This window comes from Pseudomonas sp. D3 (genome assembly GCF_029320995.1).
GTDB lineage: Bacteria > Pseudomonadota > Gammaproteobacteria > Pseudomonadales > Pseudomonadaceae > Aquipseudomonas > Aquipseudomonas paraveronii.
This window is the reverse complement of record NZ_CP119772.1, coordinates 4,242,058-4,257,485: the sequence shown is the minus strand read 5'-3', so window position 1 is coordinate 4,257,485 and position 15,428 is coordinate 4,242,058. Positions and strand designations below refer to the sequence as shown.

Sequence of the window (15,428 nt, the reverse complement as noted above, 5' to 3'; positions counted from 1 at the left end):
TCCTTTAAATGGGCTGGACCATGACCAAGCACGATATTTACGATGAGATCGAAGGCTTTCAGGTTTGGAACTACATGGAGTGCGACAAGGACGAGGAAGGCCGGGAGACCTGGCGTATCAACGTCGAGATAAAGCGTGGTGGTGAAGTGGTAGTGCCGGTTGTTGCGGGTGAACGAACCTATGTTGACCGTGGCCTGGCGCAGGTGGCTGGGCGTGAGGTGGGGACCAGGCTGATTTCTGGAGCAGACCTATAGGCTTTCTGTGGGTATGGGGAGTTCAGACGAGTACGGAAAGCGCGAGGGTGTCCTCGCCACCGCGCGCAATGCCTGCGTGCAGGTCGACCTTTCGACCCGCGAGCATCCCCGCGATCTGGGCGTTCATATCGATGTCGATATCGCGCGCTTTCCGGGCTTTTCCGACGCCGTTGTTGGCCAGGTACTCGTCGATCAGCGCCTTGTCTTGCGCTTCGACGGCAACGATGTCGCGGCCATCGCTTGATGCCTGGCTGTCCTCTTCGCCTTTCGGAACCAGTGCGCTGAGCTTCCCGTAGACCTCGTTGACCCATGCCAAAGCAAAGTGGTCGCCTGCTGTTTCGGCGGAGTACGAACTTCGATATACGCCCGCGCGGACTGCCGCAGCATATTCCTTGCGCGCGAATTTCAACTTCGTCAGAAGAGCTTCAAAGGCGTACAGCGCGATGTGTTGCGCGGGGGTTACGCCGACGAAGGAGGCGCGCGCTACTATCCGGTTTTTTGCCGCATCCCACTGACGCTTGCGCAGCGAAGTGCAGCCGAACACATGGGCTACAGCAGCGCTCAGGTTCCGCTCCCACGCGGGTAACCGCTCGGCCCGCGAGAACCTCGATTCGACTTCGCCAACGTCACTCAGCTTTACGTCCATCTCCGTCAGCCGATACTCACGCATCAGCGCTTGTGCCTGCCGAAGTGCCGTTGCAGCTTCGTTCTCGTTGGCGCTCTGCGCCAGTGCCAGGCAGTGCTTGATCTTGCGGATCGCACGTTCGAGCTTCTTTTCGTCAATCTGTTGTGCGGACATAGGGGGTCCTCGTCGGTATAGTTCCGGGATCTACAGGGGAGTGGGTTATGGATTTTCTTGCGATTTGGGAAGGCTTTTTGTGTTGGGTAGAGCTTCACCCAGGGTTGGCGTCTTGGGTGCAGGCATTTGGGGCTATTGCAGCGATTCTCGTGGCGATGTTGATTGCCAGCAGCCAAGCCAGAAACCAAATTAAAAGGGAGAAGGAGGACGCTTCCCAGAGGTCGTTGGCACAAGCAGGAAGGTTGTATCTGATCGCAAAGGAATATTGCGACACGCTTTTAAATGTCGTTGAACCTGCACAAGAAGATAATTCAGGATTGGCCGACCAAATAGTGTCTGTTGCATTCAGCCGAATTATCAATCGGTTAAATGCTAATTTTGATGACGACCTAAATCCGGCGCGCAATGTCCAAATTCACATATTGAGAGCGTCCCTAACATCAATAATATTTATTCTAGAAAATGGGCGTCATATAGATCCCTACGAGCGTATTTCCGAAATTGTTAAATTGCGTGAGCTTGCGCCAGACCTAGTAGAGTCCTGTAAGGCTCTCCTTGAATCGAAGCATTAGTATCGGTAGTGGTTGGCACGATCCTGCTTCCGAGCAGCTGAGGTGGCAGATTTCGTTGATATGGGGTATTACGGGTGACCGGCATGGCGCCGGATCAAGGAGAGAGCATTGGAAACGTTGGCAAAAATCGAAGAGAGCAACCGCCTGCTCGTCCCTGTGACCGATGCAATCAAAAAACTAAAAGAGTTTGTGTCCTCTAGCGAAGTCTCGGATGAGGGCTATCTGCTCAAGATTCGAGAGCTGGAACGGGCAGTCGCCGTTGCGCACTCGAAATGGAGCAAGTTTGCAGAGCAAAACTTTTGGGCTGATTGACCACGACGCTTAACAGTCAGGCGTTGCCCTTCGTTACTGGATGCGGCAGGTAGGAAGGCCGGTCGCCCGGCCTTGGTTTTACTTCGGATCGAACGCGCCGAGAGACAATGTCGCTGCCTCACCGATCTTGGCTTGAAGAACCGATTTGAACTCCTGAGCGATGTCTTCGCGCTGTACCTCTTCGCCAACCCACCGCAATTTCAGCACCGGCTGCGAGCCGCTGGTGATGACCGACAGGCGAAGGGTGATCTGTTGTTCGGTCAGGCCTTCGAACGGGACCGTCCGAAATTGCAGGGAAACCGGTAGGGTCTCCTTGCTGCGCGCTTCGATCTGATCCATTGCGCTGCGGCTGGCGCTGGTCTCGCCCACCGTAGTTTCCGATTCGCTGGACGCCTTGATGGTGATCGTGCGGACGGCAGCAATGGCTTTGGCCACAGGGATGGGGTTACCGGCTTCGTCGACCGGGGTGAGGTACTGGTGCCAGTCTTCGATCCAATCGCTCAAATCCTTCTGACTGATACCGCGCCCACCGATTGCCTGGGCGGCGGTGTAGCCGGCTGTTGCCTTTAGGCGAAGGATGGCGCGGTCGTCGGCGTGGCCAGGTGCTGCGGCAGTGCCGAGGTTGAACAGCAGGCCGCAGCTCATTTCGTCCTGATTGATGAAGCCGCGGGCTCCAGGCGCTGCGCGTTCAACGACGTAAGCGCCGAAATCAGCCAGTGAGTGGGTGCTGTATGTGCCACGGAAGCGGCTGCGGCCAGCCTGGAAGCGCTCAAGATCGATGACCTTTGCGCTTTCAGGCAACACCACGGTAGGGACCAGCGTTTCCAGCTTTTTGCCGGTGGCTTCCAGCGCGGTATCGGTGATGAGCTGAATTGCATCTTTGGTAAGTGACATCGGTTATTTCCTTGGGTTGCGGAAGGGAAGGCGGAACGGGGTTGATCAGGTGCGGGGCTTGATGGGCGCTTCTTCTCGAGTGAAAAGCTGGTCGTGCTTCTCCGCGAAAAGGGTCACGCGGCCGCCGGTGCCCACGTGCATTGGCGTGTCCAGGCTGGTGTTCTCGCTGCGGGTGCCGCGCTTGGTCGGCACCTTGTAGTCGAGCTTGTGCTTGATCTTCACCTGGTGCGATTCGCCGATCTGGCTGAAATCCAGGGTGATCACCAGCTTGCCGGCCTTGCCGTAGTCAACTACTCCGGCGGCTACTTCGGAGATGGCGTGGCCGATTTGGCTGGCAAAAGCGCTGCCGTTGAGTTCTTCAAGAAACTCGGCTGTATCGGTTGCGGTAGACATGGGTTTTTCTCCGGGATGGCCGCAAGGCCGCTGGGTGGAAGATTGAATTGCGATTGACGAAGGCGCTGGCGTGCCTGGTTACTGATGCGCCTCATGGGGTGTCGGCGAACTTGAAGCCGTTCTCCTGGGCTATCAGCAGGACGCGCTTGATGTGCATGCCCAGGTTCTTTGCTGCCTCGCTGGCCACGACACCCTTGGCCGCTTCGGCGCGCACCGACGGTGCCAGCTTGTCGCGCTGGGTACGCAGGCGTTCGTGGTGGGCGGTGGTGCCCTTGAAAGGACCGTCAGCGCTGACGCCACGCGGGATGATCTGGGCCGTGTTGCCCGCGCCGAAGTAGGCTTCCATCTGGCGGTTTAGGTCAGCGATCACCGCGTCTTTCGGGTTGACCATCGGTACGCCGATCATTACTGCGCACCGTAGTAGGCGAACACCACCAGCAGTGCCGCGAAGCCAGCCGTCCAGCGCGCCATGCGCCACCCGAAACGCTTCGACGTGGCCTTCGCAGCATCGAAGAAGTCGGCGTTGCGCTCGAGCTGATCAGCGTACTGGCACGCGCCGTCGTGTCCGGCGCGTTCGCCGCGGGATACGCCGCTGGAGCGCTCGACCACATCGAACAGGTTCTTACCGAGCGGCACCACGTTGAAACGGGGCGTCTTCACTGGTTCTTCGCGACCGATCATCACGTACATCTCCGAGGTGGACAGTGCAAACCGATCCCGCAACGCCTGCAGGACCGCTTGTTTTTGGCGAATGGTTTGGTTCATCACGATTCCTTATGGTGGGTTGCGTTTATTCGTCAGCAACCTGACCGCCTGGTCTGTGCCGGTGGGCCCAGGGGAGGGTGCTGACGGATAAAGGCGAGGCGTAAAAAAGCCCGATCGGGACCGGGCTTTCGTTGCGGTACATAGACCTCCCTATGTCACGCAGGGGGTGGCGGTCGAGCGCCTGGGTTGGTTCAAATGCAGGTGGCCGGCGCACGCCGGGTGTTCGTCCGCATCCCGCTGCCCACTCAGTGAATGGACAGAAGTGATGCTTACAGGTGGTCTTTCAGATTCAGCCCCAGCAGCTTGGCGCTGCGCTCGAGGGCGGTCAGCTCGGCCGGTTCGATCTCGCCGTCGGCCTCGGCCACGGTGAGCATCACATTGAGTACGGTTAGCGCTTCGGCAGGGGAATGAGCCAGGTCGCCCAGCTCTTTCTCGGCGTTCTGCCGCAGGATGCGAGCCCCTGACTTGAAGTCGGTCTTGGCGCGGTCGATGGTGTTGGACAGCTCAGCGCCGAAGCCCTGGAGCGCCGGGTTGTTGCTCAGGATGGTTTCGATCTTCGACAGCTCGCTCTCTTCCAGCTCGCCGTCGGCGGCCGCAACGTAAATGCTGCCGTACACAACCGCTTCCATCAGGTCACGGTTTGCCAGCTTGGCTACCGCCGCGCGGGCCTGACCTGATTTTTTGCCGAACAATTTGCCTAACATGGTTATTCCTCTGGGTTGGGTGACATCCCGCTGCACCCTGTTACCAAGGTGCAGAAGTGATGCTTTCCCTCCTACTGCCGCCGGAAGGGGCGGGGCGCATTGCTTGCCGGGTCACTCACTCAGTTCTGGCGTTTCACCATCGAGCAGCCGTCCAGGTTGTTCCTGTCGTTGGCAGGCTTTCGGGCCTGTCTGCTCGCCGGTCGCCGGTAGAGGCAATGCGGTCTGTTGCTTGTTGCGCTGGCTGTTAAAGAGCGGGCTGGCTGTGAGGCCTATCGCAACGGCGTGTAGGTGCGATGGGTAAATATTAACCGGCGGTTATATTTCCAGTCAATACCGGCGGTTAATTTATTTTTTGAAAGGAAGGATGTATGCTGCGCTATGTACTGGATGTATATACAGTTTAAGGAGTAGGTATGGGACGATCGAGTAGAGCGAGTGAGGTCACTGCAACAGAGCAAATGAGCGGTATGGAGCGCTTAGCGCTGCGCGTCTCATCGATGATCAATCACCCAGTCGCGCAGGCGCAGCGTTGGGTGACGATTCATCGCCTGGACACGGACGGGGATCGGGAGTGGGAAGAGGTGCTGGGCGTGATCGCCGAGACGGCCGAGCTTGAACTGACACTCAATGACGACGGCAGCGTGACGGTCAGGTGGGAGCAGCAAGAGGTTGAGGCGGCAGGTAAGGGGGAGGTTGAGTTTGAGCCTGAAGAGGAACCGGCCCCGTTCTGACTGTCACAAAAAGCCCGCACAATGGCGGGCGCTTAGGTACGGCGTGGTGCCTCAGTCGCGGGCCTGGGCTTTCAGCCTGGCCAAGCCTTGCTTGATGTGCCCGGCGTTCTCGCCGATCGTCTCAAGGGCGCCGCGGATGTTCTCGTCGACGTGCGCGCCACCTTGCTGCACAACCCACAGCGAAAGCTCCATGATAGCGGCCTCCAGGGCGAGCTGGTTCTCGTAGATGCGTTCAAGCATTTCGGGGAGGGAGTAGGGCGAAGGCATTGAAAGACTCCAGAAGGGAAGCCTGAAAGTGTAGCAGTACGCATAACAAAGCCCGCTAATCGGCGGGCTGTCGTCCAAAGATTCAGGTGACTATGGTGCGGACTTGGATTGGCTGACTGTGATGTCGTCCACGGCGATCACATCAGTTCTCAGGATACGGTTCTTTTGTTCGGACGAGTAATGGAAGAGGCGAATAGGGCTAGAATCACGAAGAGAGTCAAAGAGTTGGTTGACCTTTCCTTGATCAAATTTAGACAAGTCAACTCGACCTGGGAAGGTGTAATCGGACCCTGGCAGCCTCAGGGTCAAAGACAGATAGTCGGGGTGACGCTTCACCATTTCGATATATACGTCTTCTCTGCGCTCCTGGCGACTCTTAGGCTGGGGCTCCTGGGTTCGTATCTTTTCAAGCTCATCGGCGTTGAAGTGCTCACCCTGAATATCCATTGAGGTGGCGTCCGGAGCTCCGGCTACGATAGCCCTGTATCCTTCGGCCGCTCTGTCTTTGATAGCGACAGCTTCAGGCGGCAGATTTTTAGAGGCAAGTGCATCAACCAGCTTACTCATAAGCATTGCCTGTGTTGCTGACTGTCGCTCCACGCTGGCAAGTTTAGCCTTCTCCAAGTCTGACTGGTTCCAGCCAGAAAATACCATGTAGCCCGCCAAGCACAACACCGCAATAATTAGCAGGGCCGTGACATTGCCTCCGCTCATCTTGTTCATGGGCAGCGCCGATATGATTTTGTTGAGGACTTCGTCAAGCGGACCCTGGCCATTCGTGCTTCCCTTCGTGATCGCTAAGACTATCTCAAGATCTGCCTTATCAGCAGCGCTTAGCTTACCGATAGACGAAGAACCATAGCGGATCTCGGCGTACGTGCGCAGCAGTTGATCTTGAAATTCGATGAGCCCAGCCATTAGCTTGGGTGTCAGCGTACCCTTATAGCGGTCACCTTCGACCTTTACATCGAATTTAGGCCATCCACTGAAAACCGGAAATGATTCGCCGATAAGATCCATGCGGTCCAAGGCCGCTAAGAAGGATTCAGGTCCATCAACGACGACAACATCACTCATTGAATGCATTCCGTGCTTGGTTTTTAAATGCGGAGACCAGTTTTTAGGTCGCGGCGCAGCTGCTGGCTCGTTTTAGTTAAGGCCCTGGCGTTAGACCGGCTGCCCATTCCATACGTAGAGCACCCGAGCCAGGATGTGGGTGTCATCCACTCGTATGTCTTCTGGGTCGTGGTGCTTGTTGTCCGAGATCATCTTGAATCGGTCCTTGCCTTTCTTCTGCAAGCGCTTCACGTAGAGCATGTCGTCGTGGGAGAAGAGGTAGATACCGTCGCCAGTAAACTCCCGGATCGTGATATCCACGAGCAGCGGGTCACGATCCTTGATCGTCGGGGCCATTGACTGACCCCACCCGGTGATCATCTTTAGGTGGAAGTGTTCTTTGAAGGTGAGGCCGAGGTCCCGTAGATGCTTCGGGCTGACCCTAATGTCCTGGAGCATTTCCGGATATTCGTGGGGGATCTGTCCGCCACCCATCGCTGCGCGAACGTCGTAGTGCGCGATCCACACCTCATCACCAACCTGGCCAGGGCGAGAGAAGTCAACTGTGATGACATTCCCTGAGTCGCTCTGTTGGGCAGCAGCCAGCAGCCTGGCGCGAGCATCATCTGAAAGGCCTTTGCCTTTTGTCGCCAGCATCTGCCGGACCATGTCTGCTGCGGATGAATTGTGCGCTGCGCCTTGATCGGTGGTACCGGTCAGGCCTCCAATTTCATCAGCAAGCCTCTGGCTAAACTTTTCGACAGGCACGCCAAGCAATCGAGAAAGCACCGCCGCAAATTTTACATTCAGGGGGTTGGTGCCATTTAGATACATGGCCACAGCAGCCGCGGAGATATCTGCCTCTTCAGCCAGGCGCGCCTGGGTAAGTCCCAGCGCATTTTTCTTCGATACGAAAAGCGCCTTAGCGGCGTCGCACTCAGCCTTTAACTCTCGGGAAAGCTCTTTCTTTTTGCTCATCAGTGAAATTTAACCGTTGGTTAACTTTAATGCGGCAACCGGCGGTATTGCTAGAATGCTAACCGGCGGTTAATATTTAGCTGACAAAGATTGCTGAGGCAACGAAATGAAGAAGACGCCACTGCCAGAACTGGTTGAGCGAATTGGTCAGTCCGCTGTCGCCAAGGGCCTTGGCGTAAGCGCACCAGCCATTTCTAAAGCCTTGAAGGCTGCCAGGGAGATCTTGGTTATCGAACACGAAGATGGGAAGTTTACGGCCGAAGAGATACGTCCGTTTCCGTGCCAGATGCCGGCTCAGAAAACCGCCGCATGGCATCTGTGTTCGTAGCTCCATTGACCAAATGATCGCCTTTGCACTGCAAAGGCGCCACGGAAACAAATTTGAGGTTTTACGAATGGAAGATTTCTTGAGGGCTTGCCACACCACCATCAAGGAAAGCGGGGCAGAGGAGCTGGCAGGGAAAATGTGCATGGCTCATGTGAGCCTTCTGCAGCGTTCAAACCCGGACAACGCGGCGCACCACCTAACGATCGAGCATCTGTTTGGCGTGCTGCTCCACACACAAGATATGCGCCCGCTGATCGCGCTCGCTGACCAATTCGGTTTTGACCTAGTGGCTCGTGAAAAGCCGAAAGCAAAACCGCTGATGACCGCGCTGGGCCTCTTGTCCGCTGAATGCGGTGATGTTGGTCGATTGATTTTCGATGCTGCGGCGGACAACCACATCAGCCAGCACGAAAAAGCCCAGGGCGATAAAGCAATCCTTGAGGCGATAGACGCGCTGCGAGTTTTGCGCGAATCGCTGAAGGCCGCCTGAATCGCAGGCATAAAAAAACCGCCTGGCAGGGCGGTTCAGTACAACTTTTTAGCGAGGTCGATAATGATCAAAAACACCCCCGCAGTCAATAGTTCAGGCGATGTCGCGACACTTTCCAGCGAGTCCGAAAAGCTGTCTCGACGCGCAATCTCCAATCAATCCGCCGCTATGAGTGCCGCGCTCCTTATTGGCATCCAGTACTCGCCCGAATCCAAGTCTCAATTCCGCCGGGAATGCCTCGATCACTTAAAGGCCTCCCTGGCTCCTGCCCGGAACGTTTCCGCATGAGCACTATCATCATGAGCCTGTGCTGGCCACTGCAAGGCATGAGCGGCCCACAAAAAGCTGTCCTGATATCTCTCGCTGACAATGCGAACGACGAGGGTGTTTGCTGGCCTTCGGTCGCTCGTATCTCTGAGCGTACTTGCCTCGCTGAAAGGACTGTTCAGGCGGCCATAAAGTGGCTTGGACAAGTGGGCATCTTGTCTGTCCGGGAGCGGATGGGACGCTCGACGATCTACACCCTAACCCCCGCATCTTATGCACCCCCGCAAGAGGCGCACCCCGCAGCAGATGCACCACCACCCCCGCAGCTCACGACACAAACCCCCGCAGCAGCCGCACCCAGAACCGTAATAGAACCATCAAGTGAACCATCACCTCCTGTTGGCGCCGAGCAACCAACGAAAATTTCGAAGCCGAAATGCCCAGCTCAGGCAATCGTCGATTTGTTCAACACAACGATCCCGGAGTTTCCTCGAGTCATGTTGTTGACCAAGGACCGGATCAGCAAGATCACAGCTCGTTGGAACGAGAGCGTTGTTCACCAAGACCTCAGTTTCTGGGCGGAGTACTTCGCACTGGTTCGCTCCAGCAAATTCCTGATGGGGGAGGTGTCCACCTCCGGCGGGAGCTCTTTCCGCTGCAACTTCGACTGGCTGATTGCTCCGAGCAACTTCGTCAAGGTTGTGGAGGGTAATTACAATGCGTGATCCCTACAGCCTGGAAGCCGAACACGGCGTGCTGGGGGCTATGTTCCTGCGTCCTGAGTTGATCGACATACTCGCTGCCGACTTGGTGCCCGAGGACTTTTACTACGAGGACAATGCGGAGCTGTATCGCGGGATTTTGGCCTTGCATGGTGAGGGCCATCCCGTCGATATCGTGACCGTCGGGGTTTATGTTGGTGATCTACCTGGTGGGGCGAATTCGTTTGCCTACGCCGCAGAAATTGCCCGCAATACGCCGAGTGTTGCAAACGCCGCTTCCTACGCCGGAACGGTTCGTGAGCGCAGCCTGGATAGGTCGATCATCGAACTGAGCGTGCGGATCAACGACATTGCCTACGGTGATCAGCCGGCGGCTGACAAGGTTGCAGCGGTACAGGCTGAGTCCCACGCCATTGACAGCCAGTCGGCGACATCCGAGGTGGTTAAGGCTGAGGATTTTCTCAACGATTACATTGAGGTGTTGCAGGCTCGAGCGGATCGAGGGGGTGAAATTGACGGGCTGTCCACAGGCATTGCTGATTTGGACGAGAAGCTGCAAGGGCTCAAAGCTGGCCAACTGATCGTCATCGCTGGCCGCCCGGCCATGGGCAAAACCACGCTGGCCATGAACATTGCATCTCACGCGGCTATCCGTGAAGGCAAAAGCGTTATGGCGTTCAGCCTGGAGATGGATAACACGGGCCTGATGGATCGTTTCATGGCGTCCGAAGGGCGGGTGCCGTTACAGCTGATCAAGAATGGCAAGGCCCCTAGTACCCACGGCGCTGAGCTGATGAGTGCGGCTGGCAAGCTCAAGAAGTCGAACCTGTTTCTGTCGGATCGCGCGTCTATGTCGATGAATCGACTGCGCTCGGCGGCTCGCCGCCATAAGCGCCGGTATGGCTTGGACTTGGTCGTTATTGACTACCTGCAGTTGGTCGAATCCGACTCGCGCACGTCCAGTCGCGAGCAAGAAGTCAGCCATATGACGCGCACCGCGAAGCTCATGGCTCGCGAGTTAGGTGTCCCGGTGATCCTGCTCAGTCAGCTCTCCCGTAAATGCGAAGAGCGCCCGAACAAGCGCCCGCTGTGTTCTGACCTGCGCGAATCCGGCGCCATTGAGCAGGACGCGGACATCATCCTTTTCGTGTATCGCGACGAGGTTTATCACGAGCACTCGGAAGCGAAGGGCATTGCCGAAATCATCATTGGCAAGGGCCGAGACATTGCGGGCGGTACCGTTCGCGCTGCCTTCCTGGGGCAATACAGCCGTTTCGAACAACTAGCTGCCGGATGGGTTGAGCCGCCCAAACCTGAAAGGGTTACGAGTATGGCCGGCCGCTACAGAGCTAAGGAAAAAATCTGATGGTTTCAATTCGTCTTGCCGTCCCGGCCCCGGCCACCTATCGCTACGCCGTGCATTGCTGCGGCTACAAGGCGGATATGGATGTCCTCCCTGATCACGCTATGGCCTTGTTCGCCGATGAGGCCATGGCCAGGCGTTATGGAGATTGGATGTGGCCTTCCACTTTCGAGGTCGTTGATCTCCTGGCTCCCAAGGAGGGCGCCTCTTGAACACTCAAATCAAAACCCTGACGGTGAAGCTGTCGGATGCCGAGATCGCCCGCAATGCCAAACTTGAGCATGTGCGTGATCTGCGCGATGCCAGTCACCCGGCGCTGCACTTTCGTTTCGCGAAGAACCGTGCGCGCGGTTCCTGGTACTTGCTCAGCAAGCGCCAGTGGCACCGTATTGGCGCCTTTCCTGACCTGAACACCAAGCAGGTGATCGCGGCGTTGCCGGCGGTGCGCCTGCGCGTGGCTGCCGATGGCGCGGCCAGCGTCTCGGGCTGGCTGACCGTAGGCGAGCTGCTCGACTGGTTCGGCGACCGCATGGCCAGGTCGCGGGCACTGTCCGACAAGCGCCGCTCAGCCATCAAGTCCGCCGTCGGCTGCCAACTCAAACCGCGCCTGGACGATCTGCTGCTTCGGGATGTGAGTGCGCAGACCCTGGACAAGCTGCTGATGTGGCCGGCCCAGGCTGAGCTGTCGCTGTCGTATGTTCAGCAGCTGTTCCGTCTGCTTGCGATGGCCTTTCGTCAGGCGCGCAAGCTGGACCTGATCCCCGTCAACCCTATGGTCGAGCTCAAGTTCAGCAACTTCACGGCTGCGCGTATCCAGCCCAAGCCCGCCCGACTGCGCGATGTGCAGGTGCCCGAGTTGGTGATGCTGTTGGCTGAGCGCTTCGACAGCGCGCCAGGTGACGCGATGTTGGCCCTGATGATGCTCTGCCACGGAACCCGCATTGGCGAGACCCGTCAGTCGCGCTGGGCCGATATTGCGCTGCCAGAGCGCGAGTGGTTTCTGCCGGCCGAACACACCAAATCCAAGACTGAGCTGCGGGTGCCGCTGACCGACCAAGTCGTCGCGCTGCTGTGCCGCTACCGTGACCGCCAGACCGCCCAAGGATATGCAGGGGCGTTCCTGTTCCCGTCACGTCGTGGCAAGCCGCTGAGTGACAACCAAGCGAGCGCCGTATTCACCCGGTTGGGGCAGGGCGCCTGGACCAGTCACGACCTACGCAAGGTCGCCCGTACCGCCTGGACTGACCTCGGCGTCGACGGCCACATCGGCGAGATGTTGCTGAATCACTCCCTGGGCAAGATCGCTTCCACCTACATCAATACGCAGGCCAAAGAGCAGCGCCGCCTGGCCTTGGTGAAGTGGCATAACTGGTTAGATGCGCGCGGCTTCAAGGCGATTCACGCGCAGACAGGCGTTAGATATGAAGATTCGCAAAACCTCGTAGACGCCTTGAACGGCGGGGTCTGTGAGCCAGAACCACAATTTGTTAAGGGCGAGGTATTAAAACGTGCAGAAACGACAGGTGCCTGGCTTTAAGCGGGAGCGGATCGAGCTTGAGCCCTGCTCGATCTGCAAGGGTAGGGCGGTAGTAGCTGGGGTGTTTTATGAGCTGGTTTGCACGGATTGCAACGGCTCAGGTTGGGTTGTTCAGGGGACCAAGTTGGTGCTTTCTGCCGACGAGCTAGTCACTCAGTTGAGTTTCAAATTGCAGCACGCGCAGCGTGAAATTTTAGCGCTGAAAGGTCCGCCACCAATGAGCGGACCCCAGAGCCAATACGTGCAACCGAACCGCCTGGGAGCAGGCGGAACAAATTACACAGGGGATTGAATCATGGCCTTCACACCGAGCTTTAAAGAGCGTACCGCCGAGGATCTGCTGGAGCATTGGGGCCGCTGGGTTGTCCTCGGCTCTGGTGTGTCCTGCTGCGCCTCTCGCGAGAACACTATCCTTTCGCCGATGATCACCGATGACGACGCGCTGCTGATCGATGGACTGATGGGTCGCCTGCTTAAGCGCTACCCCGAATGCGGCCAGGTGTTGATGAAGTACTACACCAGTCGCGATGCTTCGCTGATGGAGGTCGGCAAGAAGATAGGTTTCGGTGAGGAAAAGACACGGCAGCTTTGGAAGGCAGGTGTTGCGTGGATCGACGGAGCGTTAGAATCTCGGAGAGAGGCGGCATGAAGCGACCCTTTCATGCTCTGGAGGGTGGGGTTCTGATTGAAGGAACGAGTATCAGTGGAAAATGTATACAAGTTTTTAGGTGCTGAACGTAGTTCGTTTCTAAAGGATGGCTTTTTGCGATTCACGCAGGCGGCCGCTTTAAATGACCCGTATGAGTGTTTGGCGGCTTTTCCGCAAGTATCTTCTGACGAGCTTATAGGCGATCTGTTTACGAGTGCATTATCGACGATAGGCCTAAGTGAGAGTGACAGTCCTGAGGAAAAATCAAGGAAGCATGGGCTGATTAATCTGGCTTTCAGCAGGCTGAAGCATATGGCTGAACATGATCCATGGCTTTACAAGAGGAAAGCCATTGAGCTGAATCAGCAGAGAATAAACAGCCAGCTCGGAATTTTGTCACTTTCTCGTCGCTGGAATAGCGCACTGATGTGGTCGCACTACACTCAAACCTATTCGGGGTTTTGTGTAGGGTTCAGAAGGGAACACGAATTTTTTAAAGAAATTACCGATGAAGGGCAGCCTCGTAGAACCGCTTTGCTGCCTGTTAAATATAAAACTGAAAGAACTATTATTCCCAAGCGACAGGTGGATGCGCCTGGGTTGGATATTTTTCTCACCAAATCGGAAGATTGGGCTTATGAACAGGAGGATCGATTGCTTGCTCTGCTAAAAGACGCCGACGATATACAAGAGCGAAAACCGTATCCCGTTCATCTTTTTAAAGTTCCTCTTGATGCTATTTCGGAAATCATACTTGGGCACAGAGCACCTGAAGGTTTGAGAATTGATGTTTTAGAAGCGGGTAAAAAGCTTGGGATTGCTGTTTATAAGACGCAGCTTTCCGAAACTACATTCGACGTGGATCGGAGCGAGCTCGAAGATGGTATTCATCTCTGAACATGGCGCTTGACTCGCCCGGGGATGTTCTATAGATTTTAGTTACTTTGCGGTTTTTCCGCGAGCAAAGCCCGACCCTAGAGTTGGGCTTTTTGCTTTCTACAGTTCATCGAGCCTCGGCATTTGCCGGGGCTTTTTCGTTTTCGGCTCCACCACACCCATCGCTCCGAGCTGGGAGTGCTGCTGGAGCTGAATCTATTCACTCCCCTAAAGGGAGGAACCTGAGATGCCGAACATGCCAGACAAACCAGACACATGGGCGATAGCGCTTGCGTGGTTTAGCCAGCATTCGCCAATCCTCTATGCGGCTGCGCTGTCCTGCGCCATGGCCGTCCTGCGTATCACATACGGCGGCGGTACGCGGCGCCAGATGCTGGTGGAGGGCGCGATCTGTGGCGGCCTTACCTTGACGATCATCAGCGGTCTGGACTTCTTCGGTCTGCCCCAGAGCATGGCCACCTTCGCAGGTGGTTGGGTTGGCTTCCTGGGCGTAGAGAAGATCCGGTCGATTGCTGACAGGGTGACTGACTTCAAGTTGCCCAGTCGCAAGGTCGATTAATCCGCGCCACGTTTTCGAGCGCGCCAAGTCGTGGCGCGAACACGTAGCCGGCTCAATCATTCGAAGGTGTCCGCATGTTCAAGATCGATTTAGGGTTGGATTCTGCCCCGGTCACTGCGGGCATGTTGGAACTTGAAAAAAAGCACCTTCCTTTCGTGGTGGCCCTGACCGCGACCCGGCTGGCCCAGCGGGTCAAGGAAGGCACCATTATGGTGATGCGGAAGCGCCTGGATCGGCCAACCCCGACCACGCTGAATAGTCTGTTTGTGAAGATGGCCACCAAACAGCGTGCCGCTGAAGTCTATTTCAAAGACTCGTGGGCATCTGGCGTTCCTGCCGACACTTACCTGCAGCAGGCGGTAAGCGGTGGGATGCGGCCCCATAAGCGTTTCGAGAAGTCGCTGATAGCGCGGGGCATCATGCGCAGCGGCCAATACGCGGTGCCTACCACGGCTTTCATGAATCAGTACGGCAACGTGTCACGCGGCACGATGCTGAAGATCCTTTCTGGCCTGGGGGCTGCTGAGTCAGCGCGGGGCTATCAGGCCAATGCCAGTGGCAGCGCCCGAAGCCGCCGCAAGGGCAACGCCCATCGCTTCTTTTCTGGCGAGGTCGACGGTACGCAAGGTGTGTGGGAGCGCAAGTCGATGGGCATGGGGGATGCAGTGCGGCCGGTATTCATCTTCGCTGACTCGGCCCCGCGATATCGCACCATCTTCCCGTTCTTCAAGATCGCCGAGAACATCGTGAAGGCCAATCGAGAGGAAGAGTTCGCCGCCGCTTGGGCCCAGGCACTGGGCAGTGCGCGGTGATGCATGTCATTCGGTCGAAAAGGTGAAAAAGTGGCTTTTTCGTTGCTTTTCTCACCTTTTTTGCTTGACAGGCCAGCCG

24 protein-coding genes are annotated in these 15,428 nt (G+C 56.8%); 15 read left to right on the top strand and 9 right to left on the bottom strand.

The window, feature by feature from the left end:
- Window positions 1-20 precede the first annotated feature (20 nt).
- Entirely contained in the window at window positions 21-254 is a 234-nt protein-coding gene (locus P3S72_RS19390; protein ID WP_276193656.1) for a hypothetical protein, read from the top strand.
- 22 nt (window positions 255-276) lie between these two features.
- Here P3S72_RS19390 and P3S72_RS19385 read toward each other — a convergent pair whose 3' ends face one another.
- On the bottom strand, window positions 277-1,053 hold the full coding sequence (locus P3S72_RS19385) for a DUF2786 domain-containing protein (RefSeq protein ID WP_276193655.1): 777 nt from the start codon (window positions 1,051-1,053) through the stop codon (window positions 277-279).
- Window positions 1,054-1,100: 47 nt separating this feature from the next.
- Here P3S72_RS19385 and P3S72_RS19380 point away from each other — a divergent pair, with 47 nt between their 5' ends.
- Both P3S72_RS19380 and P3S72_RS19375 read left to right on the top strand, forming a co-directional pair.
- Entirely contained in the window at window positions 1,101-1,625 is a 525-nt protein-coding gene (locus P3S72_RS19380; protein ID WP_276193654.1) for a hypothetical protein, read from the top strand.
- Between the two features lie 108 nt (window positions 1,626-1,733).
- A complete protein-coding gene (locus P3S72_RS19375) occupies window positions 1,734-1,937 on the top strand; it encodes a hypothetical protein (protein WP_276193653.1) in 204 nt (67 codons plus the stop codon).
- A gap of 78 nt (window positions 1,938-2,015) precedes the next feature.
- On the opposite strand, the gene P3S72_RS19370 is transcribed toward P3S72_RS19375, so the two are convergent.
- From P3S72_RS19370 to P3S72_RS19350, 5 genes are all read right to left on the bottom strand, one after another.
- Window positions 2,016-2,831, bottom strand: a complete 816-nt coding sequence (locus tag P3S72_RS19370; protein WP_276193652.1) for a DUF2303 family protein — start codon at window positions 2,829-2,831, stop codon at window positions 2,016-2,018.
- A gap of 45 nt (window positions 2,832-2,876) precedes the next feature.
- The gene (locus tag P3S72_RS19365; protein ID WP_276193651.1) at window positions 2,877-3,224 is read right to left on the bottom strand and encodes a hypothetical protein; all 348 of its coding nucleotides are present in this window, start codon (window positions 3,222-3,224) and stop codon (window positions 2,877-2,879) included.
- A gap of 91 nt (window positions 3,225-3,315) precedes the next feature.
- On the bottom strand, window positions 3,316-3,630 hold the full coding sequence (locus P3S72_RS19360) for a hypothetical protein (protein WP_276193650.1): 315 nt from the start codon (window positions 3,628-3,630) through the stop codon (window positions 3,316-3,318).
- Window positions 3,630-3,989, bottom strand: a complete 360-nt coding sequence (locus P3S72_RS19355) for a hypothetical protein (protein WP_276193649.1) — start codon at window positions 3,987-3,989, stop codon at window positions 3,630-3,632. Before P3S72_RS19355 ends, P3S72_RS19360 begins: the two co-directional genes overlap by 1 nt.
- Before the next feature lie 269 nt (window positions 3,990-4,258).
- Complete coding sequence (locus tag P3S72_RS19350; RefSeq protein ID WP_153871642.1) at window positions 4,259-4,693, bottom strand: TerB family tellurite resistance protein; 435 nt, start codon at window positions 4,691-4,693, stop codon at window positions 4,259-4,261.
- A gap of 467 nt (window positions 4,694-5,160) precedes the next feature.
- On the opposite strand from P3S72_RS19350, the gene P3S72_RS19345 reads away from it, so the two are divergent.
- Window positions 5,161-5,424 (top strand): DUF1654 domain-containing protein, encoded by a 264-nt coding sequence (locus P3S72_RS19345; protein ID WP_017848194.1) that lies wholly within the window; start codon window positions 5,161-5,163, stop codon window positions 5,422-5,424.
- A gap of 51 nt (window positions 5,425-5,475) precedes the next feature.
- On the opposite strand, the gene P3S72_RS19340 is transcribed toward P3S72_RS19345, so the two are convergent.
- The 3 genes from P3S72_RS19340 to P3S72_RS19330 all read right to left on the bottom strand — a co-directional run bounded on the left by P3S72_RS19340 (window position 5,476) and on the right by P3S72_RS19330 (window position 7,725).
- Window positions 5,476-5,691 carry a hypothetical protein gene (locus tag P3S72_RS19340; protein ID WP_276193648.1) on the bottom strand — a complete coding sequence of 72 codons (216 nt, stop codon included), beginning with the start codon at window positions 5,689-5,691 and terminating at the stop codon, window positions 5,476-5,478.
- A gap of 90 nt (window positions 5,692-5,781) precedes the next feature.
- Window positions 5,782-6,768, bottom strand: a complete 987-nt coding sequence (locus tag P3S72_RS19335; RefSeq protein WP_017848192.1) for a hypothetical protein — start codon at window positions 6,766-6,768, stop codon at window positions 5,782-5,784.
- 90 nt (window positions 6,769-6,858) lie between these two features.
- Window positions 6,859-7,725 carry a LexA family transcriptional regulator gene (locus tag P3S72_RS19330; protein WP_017848191.1) on the bottom strand — a complete coding sequence of 289 codons (867 nt, stop codon included), beginning with the start codon at window positions 7,723-7,725 and terminating at the stop codon, window positions 6,859-6,861.
- A gap of 106 nt (window positions 7,726-7,831) precedes the next feature.
- On the opposite strand from P3S72_RS19330, the gene P3S72_RS19325 reads away from it, so the two are divergent.
- The 11 genes from P3S72_RS19325 (at window position 7,832) to P3S72_RS19275 (ending at window position 15,349) form a co-directional block, all read left to right on the top strand.
- Window positions 7,832-8,053 carry a Cro/CI family transcriptional regulator gene (locus tag P3S72_RS19325; protein ID WP_017848190.1) on the top strand — a complete coding sequence of 74 codons (222 nt, stop codon included), beginning with the start codon at window positions 7,832-7,834 and terminating at the stop codon, window positions 8,051-8,053.
- A 67-nt stretch (window positions 8,054-8,120) separates the two neighbouring features.
- Window positions 8,121-8,543, top strand: a complete 423-nt coding sequence (locus P3S72_RS19320; RefSeq protein ID WP_276193647.1) for a phage regulatory CII family protein — start codon at window positions 8,121-8,123, stop codon at window positions 8,541-8,543.
- 284 nt (window positions 8,544-8,827) lie between these two features.
- On the top strand, window positions 8,828-9,535 hold the full coding sequence (locus P3S72_RS19315; protein ID WP_276193646.1) for a helix-turn-helix domain-containing protein: 708 nt from the start codon (window positions 8,828-8,830) through the stop codon (window positions 9,533-9,535).
- Entirely contained in the window at window positions 9,528-10,898 is a 1,371-nt protein-coding gene (dnaB, locus tag P3S72_RS19310; RefSeq protein ID WP_276193645.1) for a replicative DNA helicase, read from the top strand. Before P3S72_RS19315 ends, dnaB begins: the two co-directional genes overlap by 8 nt.
- Entirely contained in the window at window positions 10,898-11,107 is a 210-nt protein-coding gene (locus P3S72_RS19305; protein WP_276193644.1) for a hypothetical protein, read from the top strand. Before dnaB ends, P3S72_RS19305 begins: the two co-directional genes overlap by 1 nt.
- Window positions 11,104-12,432 (top strand): site-specific integrase, encoded by a 1,329-nt coding sequence (locus P3S72_RS19300; RefSeq protein ID WP_276193643.1) that lies wholly within the window; start codon window positions 11,104-11,106, stop codon window positions 12,430-12,432. The genes P3S72_RS19305 and P3S72_RS19300 overlap by 4 nt, the downstream gene beginning before the upstream one ends.
- Entirely contained in the window at window positions 12,404-12,724 is a 321-nt protein-coding gene (locus tag P3S72_RS19295) for a hypothetical protein (protein ID WP_276193642.1), read from the top strand. Before P3S72_RS19300 ends, P3S72_RS19295 begins: the two co-directional genes overlap by 29 nt.
- A 3-nt stretch (window positions 12,725-12,727) precedes the next feature.
- Window positions 12,728-13,081 (top strand): antiterminator Q family protein, encoded by a 354-nt coding sequence (locus P3S72_RS19290; protein ID WP_276193641.1) that lies wholly within the window; start codon window positions 12,728-12,730, stop codon window positions 13,079-13,081.
- Window positions 13,082-13,135: 54 nt separating this feature from the next.
- Window positions 13,136-13,978 (top strand): DUF2971 domain-containing protein, encoded by an 843-nt coding sequence (locus tag P3S72_RS19285; RefSeq protein ID WP_276193640.1) that lies wholly within the window; start codon window positions 13,136-13,138, stop codon window positions 13,976-13,978.
- A 226-nt stretch (window positions 13,979-14,204) separates the two neighbouring features.
- The gene (locus P3S72_RS19280; RefSeq protein WP_017848180.1) at window positions 14,205-14,537 is read left to right on the top strand and encodes a phage holin, lambda family; all 333 of its coding nucleotides are present in this window, start codon (window positions 14,205-14,207) and stop codon (window positions 14,535-14,537) included.
- Window positions 14,538-14,611: 74 nt separating this feature from the next.
- Window positions 14,612-15,349, top strand: a complete 738-nt coding sequence (locus P3S72_RS19275; protein ID WP_276193639.1) for a hypothetical protein — start codon at window positions 14,612-14,614, stop codon at window positions 15,347-15,349.
- The last annotated feature ends 79 nt before the right edge of the window (window positions 15,350-15,428 follow it).